9 protein-coding genes are annotated in these 13,425 nt (G+C 50.6%); 4 read left to right on the top strand and 5 right to left on the bottom strand.

The features are described 5' to 3' along the window. The first annotated feature begins 2 nt into the window (after nucleotides 1-2). Nucleotides 3-1,316: an aspartate aminotransferase family protein gene (locus tag ACG1BZ_RS21630; protein ID WP_413663633.1), complete on the top strand. Its 1,314-nt coding sequence runs from the start codon at nucleotides 3-5 to the stop codon at nucleotides 1,314-1,316. A gap of 395 nt (nucleotides 1,317-1,711) precedes the next feature. Beyond that, the gene (locus ACG1BZ_RS21625) at nucleotides 1,712-2,296 is read left to right on the top strand and encodes an HdeD family acid-resistance protein (protein WP_413663632.1); all 585 of its coding nucleotides are present in this window, start codon (nucleotides 1,712-1,714) and stop codon (nucleotides 2,294-2,296) included. Nucleotides 2,297-2,392: 96 nt separating this feature from the next. Here ACG1BZ_RS21625 and ACG1BZ_RS21620 read toward each other — a convergent pair whose 3' ends face one another. After that, nucleotides 2,393-5,131: a M1 family aminopeptidase gene (locus ACG1BZ_RS21620; protein ID WP_413663631.1), complete on the bottom strand. Its 2,739-nt coding sequence runs from the start codon at nucleotides 5,129-5,131 to the stop codon at nucleotides 2,393-2,395. 129 nt (nucleotides 5,132-5,260) lie between these two features. Next, nucleotides 5,261-6,811 carry a CocE/NonD family hydrolase gene (locus tag ACG1BZ_RS21615; RefSeq protein ID WP_282930907.1) on the bottom strand — a complete coding sequence of 517 codons (1,551 nt, stop codon included), beginning with the start codon at nucleotides 6,809-6,811 and terminating at the stop codon, nucleotides 5,261-5,263. Nucleotides 6,812-7,137: 326 nt separating this feature from the next. Here ACG1BZ_RS21615 and ACG1BZ_RS21610 point away from each other — a divergent pair, with 326 nt between their 5' ends. Both ACG1BZ_RS21610 and ACG1BZ_RS21605 read left to right on the top strand, forming a co-directional pair. Beyond that, nucleotides 7,138-8,640: a hypothetical protein gene (locus tag ACG1BZ_RS21610; RefSeq protein ID WP_413663630.1), complete on the top strand. Its 1,503-nt coding sequence runs from the start codon at nucleotides 7,138-7,140 to the stop codon at nucleotides 8,638-8,640. A gap of 227 nt (nucleotides 8,641-8,867) precedes the next feature. Next, the gene (locus tag ACG1BZ_RS21605) at nucleotides 8,868-11,048 is read left to right on the top strand and encodes a transporter substrate-binding domain-containing protein (RefSeq protein ID WP_413663629.1); all 2,181 of its coding nucleotides are present in this window, start codon (nucleotides 8,868-8,870) and stop codon (nucleotides 11,046-11,048) included. 81 nt (nucleotides 11,049-11,129) lie between these two features. Here the strand turns inward: ACG1BZ_RS21605 and ACG1BZ_RS21600 are convergent, their stop codons facing one another. The 3 genes from ACG1BZ_RS21600 to ACG1BZ_RS21590 form a co-directional block, all read right to left on the bottom strand. Then, nucleotides 11,130-11,681: a hypothetical protein gene (locus ACG1BZ_RS21600; RefSeq protein ID WP_413663628.1), complete on the bottom strand. Its 552-nt coding sequence runs from the start codon at nucleotides 11,679-11,681 to the stop codon at nucleotides 11,130-11,132. Between the two features lie 109 nt (nucleotides 11,682-11,790). After that, on the bottom strand, nucleotides 11,791-12,837 hold the full coding sequence (locus ACG1BZ_RS21595; protein WP_413663627.1) for a Kelch repeat-containing protein: 1,047 nt from the start codon (nucleotides 12,835-12,837) through the stop codon (nucleotides 11,791-11,793). Nucleotides 12,838-12,881: 44 nt separating this feature from the next. Further along, nucleotides 12,882-13,382: a GNAT family N-acetyltransferase gene (locus ACG1BZ_RS21590; RefSeq protein ID WP_413663626.1), complete on the bottom strand. Its 501-nt coding sequence runs from the start codon at nucleotides 13,380-13,382 to the stop codon at nucleotides 12,882-12,884. Nucleotides 13,383-13,425: the final 43 nt, after the last annotated feature.

The following is a 13,425-nucleotide window of genomic DNA, read 5'->3' as shown; positions in this document are numbered from 1 at the left end:
CTATGTCTGAGATGCAAACCGATGCTTTCTGGATGCCGTTTACCCCCAACCGCACCTTTAAGTCTGCACCGAGAATTGTAGAGCACGCCGAGGGGGTTTATCTCACGGAGAAAGGCGGTCGCCAGGTTATTGATGCGACTGCGGGTTTGTGGTGCAGCAATGCGGGTCACTGCCGTTCTGAAATTGCAGAGGCAATTTACCAGCAGGCAAAAACACTCGACTACAGCTCTATTTTTAATTTCGGCCACGAATTGGGTTTCGAATATTCCGAGCGCCTGGTAAAGCACACTCCCGATGGCCTGGACCATGTGTTCTTCGGTAATTCCGGTTCCGAGGCAGTTGAGAGCGCCCTGAAAATTGCCCTGCAATACCAGCGTGTACGCGGCAAGGGCACTCGCACTATGTTTATCGGCCGTGAGAAGGGTTATCACGGAGTAAACTTCGGCGGTATTTCTGTGGGCGGTATTCCTCCTAACTACCAGGGTTTTGGCCAGCCGGTGAAAGCCAACCATATGCGTCACACCCTGGATATCGAACGCAATGCATTCAGCCGTGGCCTGCCGGAACACGGTATTGAGTTGGCTGAAGACCTGGAGAGACTGGTAGCTTTCCACGGTGCCGACCAGATTGCTGCTGTGATTGTTGAGCCGTTTGCCGGTGCCGGCGGTGTGGTACTGCCTCCCAAAGGCTACCTGCAACGCCTGCGGGAAATTTGTGATGAGCACGACCTACTGCTGATTTTTGATGAAGTTATCTCTGGCTGGGGCCGTACCGGTTCTGCATTTGCCTCCACCGAGTTCGGCGTAACCCCGGATATGATCACCTCCGCGAAGGGGATTACCAATGCCACAGTGCCCCTGAGTGCGGTATTTGTCAGCGACGAAATTTATAAAACCGTGATGAATGCGGCTCCCGATGGTGCGGTGGAATTCTTCCACGGTTATACCTACTCAGCACATCCGGTTGCCTGTGCGGCGGGTATGGCGACTCTGGATATTTACGAGCGCGAAGGCCTGTTGACCCGCGCTGCCGGTGAAATTGGCCAGCACTGGGAAAATGCCCTGCACAGCCTGGCTGACCTGGACAATGTGATCGATGTGCGCAATTACGGTTTGGTCGGCGCTATTGAGTTGCGCGCGCCGCAGGATCTGAAAGGGAAATACGGAGCTAAAGTCTCTGGCATGGCCTGGGAAGCTGGAGTGATGGCCCGCGGTATTGGCGATGCCCTGTGTATGTCTCCACCGCTGATTATCGAGAAGCACGAGATCGATGCCGTTGTGGATAAACTGCGTGGTGTGATCGGCGCTCTGGCCTGATTTTGCTATTGCGGCAGCCCGTTCGGGCTGCCGTTCTCTCCAAATTACTCTTGGGTCAGAAGGAAAGAATACACTTCTCTCGAGACGCTCCGTGTATACATCCCTGTAAACTCATAATCGGCATCCATGCCTCATACGGTCCCGAGTGCAGTCTTGCCTTATTAGTTTTCTCCCTTCCTCTCCTTTTATGACCCGCAGGGCAGTTTGCGTAACTTCCCTATTGTCGTTTAGAGCTACACTGAAAATAGTGGTCTGCGGCGCGGTCACAGTCTTTGCAGAGTCGACTGCCTGGCCGCGCTCGTAGGCTGCCTTTAAAAACCGCTGGGGAAAAATTCAATTCCCTGATGGTAAGGGACTCTTCAATATGGAAAGTTACTCAACCTGGGGACTTTTCTATGTCCGCTGACACTCCTCCCCTGGCGACCGGACCTATTTTGCAGGTGTTGTCTGCAAACTGGTGGCTACTCCTGCTGCGCGGTATTGTCGCGGTGATTTTCGGCGTGCTGACTTTTGTCTGGCCGGGATTGTCCCTGTTGACCCTGGTGCTGCTTTTTGGGGTTTACGCTTTCCTGGATGGTATTTTTTCCCTGGTTGCAGCGGTGATGGGGCGGCATAAGTCCACTCCACTGTGGTGGTTGATTATCTCGGGGCTGATCAGTTTAGCTGCGGGAATTGTGACTTTTATTTTCCCTCAGGTTACCGCTTTAGTGTTGGTCGTTTTTATCGGTGCCTGGGCCCTGGTACGGGGTATCTTTGAAATTGTCGGTGCTGTTCGCCTGCGCAAGGAAATTGATAACGAGTGGCTGCTGATCGCTATTGGTGTTCTCTCGGTGATTTTCGGAGTTGCGATTTTAGTCAGCCCCGGGGCTGGTGCTCTGGCGTTGCTCTGGGTAATCGGTGCTTATGCGATTATTTTGGGACTGCCATTGATCTGGTTATCTTTCCGACTGCGCAAGCATAATAAGTCTGCTTCTTCATAACCGTTTAACTCAAATACGCTCAGTAATAAAAAAGGCCGGTATTACTTAGTAATACCGGCCTTTTCGAATTGCTATTTAAATAACAGCTTCTGTTTTTTATTGTTTAGCAGCGAGATTGACTGCCTTCGGCAATGCCCCCATTAACGCTTTGCCTTTTTTCTCCAGTGCCATACACAGCTGGATTCGCTCCTCGGCTTGCGCGAGGCTGCGCTGGTATCCGGGGGCTAAATCACCTTGCTGGGCAAAGAGTTGTTGCAGTTCGCCCAGGTGCTGTTTATCGCAGAAGGCAGCGGCAAGTGATGGGGTGCGGCGGCGGATCTGGGCCGGAATCTTATCTACTACCTTGTCAAAGTTCTGTTGCAGCCACTCCCAGTGCTGTTCCTGAACCCTGGGCTGGGCCAGGGCGTAATGGATCAGGCCAAATGATTCTCTCGGCCCCATTTCGTCGCTGAGCGCTAATGCTTGAATGGTTTCCACTTGCTTGGGATTGTTGCTGGTACCGATGGCATTGGCACTGGCATTTTCAAAGCGGGGATCATCCAGCTCGGCGCGGACTTTGATCAGGTGTGCGAGGAAATCCTCCCCCGCATCCTGTATTGCCACACTCAGGGCTGCCTGGTATAGGTCAGAGCTTAACGCCTTCGCATCCCGTTCCTGTTTAAAGCCGGTAAAGGCGGTTGCCATTTCCTGTAACTGCTTGCGCGAGTCAGGATCTTCTGCAACTTGTGCCATAAAGGTTAGCAGGTCGCTGTGCAGCATCTGCTGGTCGCTATCACTGCTATTGGCGCTGCGATTTAGTATCGGCAGGTACAGGTTCTGGGCAAAATTCAGGAATGCAGAGCGCTGGGATTCACCCAGGTAATTATCCCGGTACTTCTGCAGGTAGCGCAGTGGCATGGTGATCACCTGGCGCTTGTCCGCCACTGCGGATTTGCGCACTACTTCCAGCAGTGGTGCCGCAGTGAGATTGCCGGCCTCGAAAGCTGAGAAGGCGCTGTCGATAATGGACAGCTGCTCAGTGGCAGAGAACTGGGCAAATTGTTTAATCAGTGCTTGCCACTGCGCCTTGGGAAGGTTCCAGCGGTAGTAGCCGCTGCCCTGAGCATTGGGCATTACCCAGTTTGGGCAGGCACCGCCGGTAATCTCCAGGGTTTCCCTTGGCTCAGTCAGGATCTGGCACTGCTGCACGCCGCTATCGGTGCTGAAGCAGAAGGGGATGCTCCATTTATCGCTGGCGTCGGCGATAGGGGAGCCGAGTGGCTTGTAACGGCTCTGCTGAACCACTAGCGAGGCCTTGCCGTCGCTATTGCAGTCCATGGCGATATCCAGTTGTGGAACCCCTTTTTGCTCGACAAAGCTGCGGAAAGTCTCGGTCAGTTCCGGGGTGTTGGTTTCCTGGCCGATCACTTTGTAGAAGGGTGGTGAGTCGGCCACGCTGTCGGAGAAGGTTTCCAGGTAGCGCCCCAGTGCCGGGCGGAAGTTTTCCGCTCCGAAATAGGTGTCCACCATGTGGATAACGCCCAGGCTCTTCGAGTAAGTGATCGAATCGTAGGCGTTGCGAATATTGTTGTTGTCCGCGATGGGCTCACGAATGGCGCGGGTGCTGGCCAGGGAGTCTAGCTGCATGGCGCCGATCGCATAAGTCGCTGCGTTGAGGTCGTGCCCCTCTTCAGGTTCCATAATGGTGAGGGCCAGCGCCTCCCCCCAGGTAGCGAAACCTTCTTTCAGCCATAGGTCGTCCCACCAGGGAGGGGTGACCTGATTGCCAAACCACATATGGGCAATTTCGTGCGCATGAACTTCTACGAGAGCCAGGCGGGTGCCGGGAGCGGGGTTGTCGCCCACCAGGATACGCTGTTCGCGATAAGTAATTGCCGCAGACAACTCAGTAGCGCCACTGGGCCACTGGGGGGCGGCAATAATGTCCAGCTTCTTGAATGGGTAGGGGCGTTGCAGCTGGGTCTCGAAGGTCTCCACCATTTTGGGGGTGATATCGAGGATGTAGTTCATATCCTCACCGCGACCTTTACGGGCGAAGCCGCGCAGGGGAATGGGCTCCTTGCGGTATTTACTCGGCGGAATGGCTGGGCGCTCAACCTGGTCAAATGGGCCCACTGACAGGGACAGCAAATAGGTGGACATCGGTGGTGTGGTGGCGAAAGTGACTTTCTCCATGCCGTCACCTGCCGCTTCGCGCTTCAGCTCGGGCCCATTGCTAATCGCTGCGTAGCCTTCGGGTATTGTCAGGCTGACAGTAAAGGGGGCCTTCAGGCCTGGCTCGTCGAAGCCGGGTAAATACTTGCGGGCCTGGATCGATTCAGATTTTGCCAGGGCATAGGCATCGCCCTGCTCCTCGACCTTAAAAAGCCCGGCCAGGTTGCGATCAAATGCAGCACTGTAGTCGATATGCAGTTTGAAACTGCCCGCATCGATCTTCTCCGCAAACTCTACTGCGGCAACACCACTGTCCAGTACTTCCCGGTATTCGGCCGGAATCTGGCGGCCGTCATCGAGCTGTGCGTAGACTTCGCGCACATCCAGGTTTTTGCCATGCAGCCAAATATGTCGGGCACCTTCCGCCAGCTGGATATCGATATCCACCTTGCCGGTGAAGGAGTCTTTGCGCGGGTCCAGCACCAGTTCCAGCTGGTAATCCAAGGGGGTAGTGCCCTCGGGCAGGCGCCCTTCGGGAGCCTTATCAAAATCGAGGCCTTTAGCCTCGACTTCCTGGGCAGTATTGGTTTTTGCTGGTTCCGATGCTTTTTCTGCGGGGTTACAACCTGCTACTGAGAGCAGGGCCGCAGTTAGCAGGGCGAGCGGGATGTTCTTTTTCATGGTAGGGGGAGCACTCAGCCAAAAGGCTGATTGTACCGCTTTGGAGAAAAATTACGCGATGCAAATAGTTGGGCTGAGGGGAAGGTGGGAGGAAACCCGGCAGTGGATGCCGGGTTTCTGTGGGGAGACCTACAGGTGCGGTACGGTCAGGCTAGAGACCTTGCTGCTGCTGTAGGGCACTGTGATGGTGTAATTGGTATTTTCCGGCTTCTGGTAGATATAACCCTGAGTATCGATGGCCAATACTACACGGTGGCCAACCGGGACATCGTAGCTGGTGGTGAAAAAGTCCACTTCGAACTTTTGTTTTTGCCCAGACTTGTCTGAATGCAGGGTAATGGGGGCGTGAGTTATCAGGCGCCCCAATCCCAGCGGACCCACATCGTAGAGGTGCACGTTGAGTTGCACTTCTTTTTTGCTGGGTTCCACCCACATTTCGAGTTTGGGTTCGCCGCGAATCTTCAAGGTTTCCCACTGAATCGGTGATTTGTACTCGATGGCGTAGTAGCCGTTGATAGCGATCATGGGCGCGTAAACGGGAATACCGAAGCCTTCCAGTGCATCGGAAACCAGCGGGATACCGGTGCCTGCAAAGGTATCTGAGCCGCCGTGGAATTCGTTACTCCAGCTCCAACCGTCGTACTTGTCGCTCTCCATTTTTGCATTGTTAAACATGGTAAAGCGTGGCTGCAGGTACCAGGTGGTGCTTTCGTCTGTTACCGGGTAGTCCTCGAATTGCTCTAGCTCATTGCTGATACGCACAGTCATATCCACCTTGGGTTCGGTGTCGATCCCGTTGTCCTCGCCTTTAAGGTGGTGGTCGAACCAGCGGAAACTGGTGGACCAGATATGGCCGTTGTTACCGGTAAGAGTTTCGGTAATCGCGTGGGTGCCGGGGTTTAGCATGAGTTTCTTGGGCCCTTCGAGCAGGGAGTAGAAATCGGTCATGCTATTCGGCTTAAACAGGTAGTCGGCGAAATTGTTTGAGAGCAACACCGCTGTGCCGTTTTGATTGATTTCGTCCACGTAACTCATTGCGGAGCGCTCAGCACCGAAATTAATTACCTGTTCCATATTTTCGCCGTCGCGCAGGTTGCTCCATACCTGCTCGAGTTCGGCCTCTTTCTGGAAGGCCGTAGTAACAAGCAGCGTGCCCCATACCAGGTTGACGGTTTCATTGGGGTACAAAGCTTCTACTACATCTGCCCAACCGGATAGCGCAGCTACTGCATCGACGCGAGGGTGCTTAGCGGCACTCAGTAGTGAAATTCCACCGCCGTAGGAAATTCCGGCCATACCCAGCTTGCCCACCGGGTAATTGGTTTCCAGCCAGTCGATCAGGACTCCCACATCGTTAAGGCTGTTATCCCCTGCGACGTCAACAAGTCCTCCCGAGTGCCCAAATCCCCGGGTAGAGTAGCTGAGCACCAGGTAGCCGTTTTCTGCCAGCTCTTTGGCCTGGAAGTGGTACTGGTGCTTCTCCAGCCCCCAGCTGTTGGTAAAAATAACGGTGGGGTAACCGTCTGCTGGTGCGGGCGTCTCCGGGATAAATAAGTTCGCATCCAGGACCGTACCGTCAAAAGAAGTAATATCCACGTCGGCGATATATTCCGGTGCCGACCAGGCATGAGCAGACATTAGGGCGCCGCCAAGCAGCGCCAGTAGTGGCTTGGTATTCATTAGTTTTCTCTCATCTGATGAAATCATTATTATTTTTTTGACCAGGATTCCCTCCTTGGTCGACCCCGTACTATAGGAGTTCATCCTAGTTTTGTACGTAAACAGGGCTAAATTTGAGACGTTTGTCTCGCTTCATGTCGCAATCTGCTGCAGAAAACTATTTGTGAACAGCTATCTATTTTGTGTCTTTCCGGTCACACAAAAATAGGCGAAAAGCCGTTTTGTGATCAAATTGATCTTTTTTTGATCAGTGAAAACCGGTACTGTGTCGTCTTCGCTAATCAGCTAGGGAGGGCTTCAGCAACAATGACTCGGTGGCCCGAACTATGGTTTCTCGTTCAGTTGTTCTATTAGTACTTTGTTTCGGATTTATCGCTTCAGCCTACGCCGCGCCGCGTGGTTTGGGGGAGGTGACCTGGTATGAAGTCGACAGTGATAATTTTCGCGTGATTACCGATGGTGATCCCAACGCAGTCAAAAGTCTGGTAGCAGACCTGGAGCGCTATCGCGCAGTGGCCTTGGAGTTACTCGATGCAGATCCAAAAAGCGAGCGATTAACTATTTATGCGGCTGCAGACCGGGACACCTATGCAAACCTGGTGGGTGTTGAGCTGGCGGATATGACCAACGGTTTGTTCGATACCTCTGCGGAGGGTAACTATGCCCTGGTAAACCTGGATGGTCGCAGCGTTGAGAGGCAGCTCAAAGCGCGCGAATTCCTGTTCCACGAATACACCCATTTTCTGAGCTATAACGGCAACACCACCCACTACCCCTATTGGTATAGCGAGGGGTTTGCTGAATTTATGGCAACCATGTCATTCCCGGAAAAAGGCACCTACGAAATTGGCTCCATTCCCAGCGAACGGGCCATGACCCTGATGTATACCGGGCTTATGCCGCTGGAAGACCTGTTGCGCGCGACGGTGTACAACACCGATGCGGACGAAAAGGCAGATGTCTATGCCGGAGGTTGGATTCTGTCTCACTGGTTGATGATGAAAAGCGGCAAGCAGGATAATTTCGATAATTTCGTCAAAGCCTATAACGATGGTGCCGACCCAGTACTCGCCCTGGAAGAAGCGCTGGGGATGTCGGTGAAAGAAATTGAAAAGGCCTATGTAGCCACTTATAAGGCGGATAGCTTTGAACATTTTAGTGGCGCTATCCCCGCGGACTTTAAAGAGGCCAGCCCTACGGTTAAACGCCTCAGTAAAAGAGAATCGGTGAGTATCCTGGCTGGATTTATCGCCCAGTCCGGTTACAACCTGCTGGCTTTGGATGAGTTGATTGAATATGCCTACAGTACGGGTATTTACAGTACTGAGCTGGCTGCGATTAAAGCGAGTGCCGATCTGCGATTGGGTAATTTCCCCCAGGCCAGCCACCTTTTGGCCAGTGTCCCCACTAAGGACCGGGGCCAGCTCTGGTACTTGAGTGCCCATGCTTGGTTAACGGTTAATCAGCAGGCGGTGGCGCCCGGTAGTAAGCGGGATCTTCGCAGCTTGAAAATGGCGCGGGAAGAGTTCGACTTCCTGGTGAAGGAAGAACCGAAAAATGCATCTCACTGGTTTGGCCTGGCGATGGCTATGGAGATGCTGGATTACCCCCGAGAGGAATATCTGGAAAAGCTGGAGCAGGCTTACAAGCGTGCCCCCCGTGAGCTGCATATTGCCCAGTGGCTGGCAGAAGAGCTCTACCAAAAGAAAGATGCGGAGTATTTTGCCCGAGTGGCGAAGCCGCTGATGTTCGAGCTCCCAGATGAGGAGCAGAACAAAGAAATAAAAATGAGGTTGGCAGAGCTGAAGGGCAAACCCAAGTCATCATAGCAACCATAAGAGCGCTCACTGAATAAAAAAGGCTTGTCACTCTGTGTAAGAGACATCCGACATTCGCCAACGTATATTTGCCCGGCAATTGACTTTGCCGGGCTTTTTTTTAGGGGATAATTTCCCAGCAAACTGGTACGATTTCTGTAACAGCGGCAATACCATATTGTGAAGCATAGCGTGCGCGTTAAGGGTAATGCTTCTCATAGAATAAGAAAGGGTGCACTGTGAGCAGAAAACGGTTTTTCGTTATATTTCCGCTATTTGTCTTAATATTGCTGCTTGCCGCATGCGAGAGTAATAGAGATCCTGTTGTAGAAAACTCACAGGTTTTAACGGAATCTCCCCAACAACCGATACCAACGCCGCAGAATAAACAGCCCGCAAAGCCGCAGTTTGAAAATTATGTAGAGCAAGGAGATTTGCCAGCCCTGTTAGAGCGAGGTGTGTTGCGCCTGTTGGCTCCAAGGGGCCCCCAGGAGAGCGCCTTACCACGAGAAGGACTACCTGCAACAGAGTGGCGAAAACTTGCGGAAAATTTTGCTCGTAGCCGCGGGTTAAAGCCTCAGTGGGTTTACGTAGATAACTTTTCCGATTTAATTCCAGCGGTTATTGATGGACGTGGGGATGTAATTGCCACCAATTTTTCTCGCACCGAAGAACGCAAGTTATCACTGGGTTTTACCCGCCCATTACAATATGTTGATGAGTTGCTAATTACTCATAAAGAGTTCGAGGTGGAAGAGGCTGTGCCCTTACAAGTCGTGCTGCGGCGGGGCAGTGCATTTGCTGAAACCCTGGAGCAGCGAGCCGATACGGAAAATTACAGGATCACCTACCTCGATAAGCCGGTTGCAACCAACGAGCTTATCGCGGCTGTAGCAGCGGGTGAATACCCCGCAACAATTATTGATAGTAATTTGGCCGATGTGCTTCTAACTGATTACCCGCAACTTACAGCCACCACAGAACTCGATTCCCGCAGGCCTATCGCCTGGGCTGTACGCAAAGATGCTATCGCTTTGAGGCGTGAGTTGAATGAGTTCTTTACCGCTGAATTGGTATTGGCCAGTCAGAACCGAGAGCAGCCACTGAGAGATTGGCAGGCAATAAAGGAGAGCGGAACTTTAAGGGTACTTACTCGCAATCACCCCGCCTCCTACTTTATCTGGCGCGGTGAGTTGATGGGGTTTGATTACGATCTGCTAAGGAAGTTTGCCCGTGACCATAAATTACGCCTGAGTATGGTTGTGCCCGATAAGGACCAGGATTTGGTCGAAGCATTGAATGATGGAATGGGGGACATGATTGCTGCATCCCTAACTGTTACCGAGGCTCGCCGCCAGCAGGGATTGGCATTTTCCAAGCCTTATATGACAGTTACGGAACAGGTAGTAGCCGCAAAATCAAAGGTGCCTGATAAAGAGCTACCCCTTCCCGAGATCCTGCTTTCAGGGCAAACAGTAGTGGTTAATCCCACCACGAGCTATCACGAGAGTCTGGTCAAAATAATGGAAAAGCAGCACGGGCAAGATATGGTGCCGCTACAGATCCACCGTCTAAAAGGCGCTACCAGTGAGTTTCTTATTGATGCAGTAGCCAGGGGTATTTTTCCCTATACCGTAGTTGACTCACACTTGGCCGCCATTGAAAGCACTTACCGGGATGACTTTACTGTAGTGGGGGAGTTGCCAGGGGAGCGAGATATCGCCTGGGCCGTTCGAACTGGCCAACCGGTATTATTGGAACAACTGAATAACTTTCTGAACAAGCACAATCGGGACCTGTTCTTTAACGTTACTTACAACAAATATTTCAAGGAGCAAAAGCGTATCCTCCGACATCAAGGGCAGCGCCTGCGCAGCACTGATGAGCTATCGCCCTTTGATCCCATAGTAAAGAAATATACTGAGGCTACCGATCGGGATTGGCGTATGGTGGTTGCGCAGATGTACCAGGAGAGTCAATTTAACCCCCAAGCGCGCTCCTTTGCAGGTGCTCAGGGCTTGATGCAGGTATTACCTCGGACAGCACGACAGATGGGAGTTAACAATTTGTATGATCCTGAAAACGGTATCCGCGCAGGTGTATCTTATTTGGGGTGGCTGGATAAACGTTTTCCTGAAAATATACCCCTAGAGCAGAAGATCTATTTTACCCTGGCTGCATATAATGCGGGTCACGGTCATGTCAGGGATGCCAGAGCGTTAGCCCGACGACTGGAGTGGGACCCTAACCAGTGGTTTGGCCATGTTGAAGAGGCCATGTTGCTGCTGTCCCAGCCTGAATACTATCGCGATAGCCGTTTTGGTTATGTGCGCGGCAGGGAGCCAGTTAATTATGTGCGTGAGATACGGGATAGATATATTGGATACTTATCTACTCGGCAGAGTGGTAGTGGCATTTGATTATTGATGTGGACTATAAAGAACGAAGAAAGCAGGCAAATACTATGCCGTGTTTGCCTGCCGATCTTAGAGGGATTAATACTAATTATTATTCATTAAAGAGGAAAATTCTGGGTGTGTAACGATTTTGTTGATAAGGTCAGATACTGCGGGCTGGAAGGCTTGTGCTACTTGTTGACAAGCTTTATCAGCAACCCAGTTTGTTGAAAAAGGATATATCGACTCTACCTGATATCCATTATGAGACGAAGAGGAAATAGTAGCTGAAAGCTTCCATTTTCCAGCACCTATGTTGGAGTTAAAATCCAATTCAGAGATTTCACCTCGAATAGAAACTTCCGAGCTTTCATCATAAGCCTCAGCCATCTTTAGCTCATTGATAAATGCATTGTGGATATAAGACTCGAATGTTTGGTCATTTTGATTTTTAATGGGTCCTGCAGCTCGGCAGCCAATAGAAGAGCGCTCTTTGCCTGAAACAGATGAAAATTTATCAACAGAAACTCTGTTCTCACCAGCTGCCTTGATAGCATTTACATTTTCTGGAGTGGCTCCATAGTTGGTAGTTACATAGCCACAGCCGATCATATAAAGGGTTGAGAAAACTACAGAGAATAGCTTAATTAGCTTCATTGAAACCTCTTCTTTTGTATGTTTTTTAATCGTGTGCGATATTGTTCGTCGAATATTTTACTATATTTTTATAATTAATAGAGAATTTTGTTGTGTATGGGTCTACTCTTCAGTCTTTCAATCTTACTTGTACTAAAGAAGCGAGAGTTTCTTGCGGCCCCACTTTTTTTGCTCCACCTAATATGTAAAGGGTATTACCGATAACTACTGCTCCGTGACCGTGTCGTGCTTGGGGCAAATGACCCTGATTGTTCCAATCATCTGTGACTGGATCGTAAATCCAAATATTGTTATATGCAGTACCGGTCTTCCAGTTGCCATTGGGGCCAAATGCCTCACCGCCGGTAACTATTAATTTATTATTTAATGGGGTTGCTGTGAGCCCGGCAATAGCTTGGGGGAGGGGGCGGATCTTTTCCCATTTATCCAGGCTGGGGTCATAAACTTCGGCATAAGTTAGATTCCTGGCCTTGCGACCATTGTCGCTAACCTGGCGGCCACCAACTACATAAATTCTGTTATTTAAAGTTGCCCCACCTGCGGAGTTTCGCTTGATATTGGCTGGTGCTGCTTGCTCCCAATGATCTCCTCTTGTAAGCACATAATGAAAATTTGTATCTCTATTTTTAGACTGTTCGTTGGGGGCCTTACCGCCAATGACATGGATGTCTTCCCCAATGTTGGTGTAAATAGATTCAGCCAAGGGCCGGGGGAGAGGGCTGGTTTCTATCCAATGCTTATATTCGCCGGAAAGTTTATAAACGGTATTTCGGGCTTGCCAAGCGCTATCCGAATCGCCAAAAAAACCACCGATGCCATATAGACTGTTGGAGTTACTGGCCATACCGAGGTGATGTCTTACCTCAGGTAAATTGGGCCCATGCCTCCAGTTTTGTTCCCTTGGAGAAAAGATATGTGTTTGTTTAGTTGGAGAGAGACCGAAGAAAACTGCCGCATCCGATGGGATAAATCCCCCTGCTACATAGATCTCACCAGAAAAGACTGCGGGGTAAATCTCCTGTAAAGGCATTTCCAGGCTGGGAAGATTTGATATAGATAGACTGGAATTAGCCTCTTTAGCGGTTAGATTGACTCCACCGAAAGTAAGGGAAGCTAAGCTGGAATATTTAATAAAGGATCTTCTGGATAGCGCCATGGTAATAAAAACTCTCACACTGACTGATAAGGAATACCTATTGATTATAATTTTTTACCTAAAAATAGGCTAAAAGGGTCATTTTTATAGTGACTGAAAGGGTCGCAATCTTCAAATCCATAACGGCGATAGAGGGCGATTGCGGGAGCAAAAGCTTCAGCGCGACCTGTCTCCAGCTTTATCTCTTTATATTTACGTTGCTTTGCCTCCTCCAATATTCTTTCTATCAAAGCGCGGGCAACACCTTTGCGCAGGAATAGAGAATGAGTTTTCATGGATTTTATTTCGCCCAAATCAGGGGTGATCTCTTTTAGGGCACCACAGCCGGCCAAAACTCCATCAATTCTCGCTCCCCAAAAGGTAATCATAGGGTCATTTAACTCATCAGGATTTAGTGCGTGAACGCTTCCAGGTGGGGAATGTCGGTACATTTCCCGTAGATGAGTTTCAAGAAGATTGTTAATGGAACCATCGGACAGGTCGTCTAATTGTACTGATATATACATCTTTATTTGATTGTCTTTCTTTTTAAAACAATGGTTCAAATAGGAACGCCCTTTAAACTTTTAGGCTTTGAAATGTCACTGT

Source organism: Microbulbifer sp. CNSA002 (genome assembly GCF_047324085.1).
Lineage (GTDB): Bacteria > Pseudomonadota > Gammaproteobacteria > Pseudomonadales > Cellvibrionaceae > Microbulbifer.
Note: the sequence above shows the minus strand (reverse complement) of the source record. Positions and strands in the feature narration are given on the sequence as shown.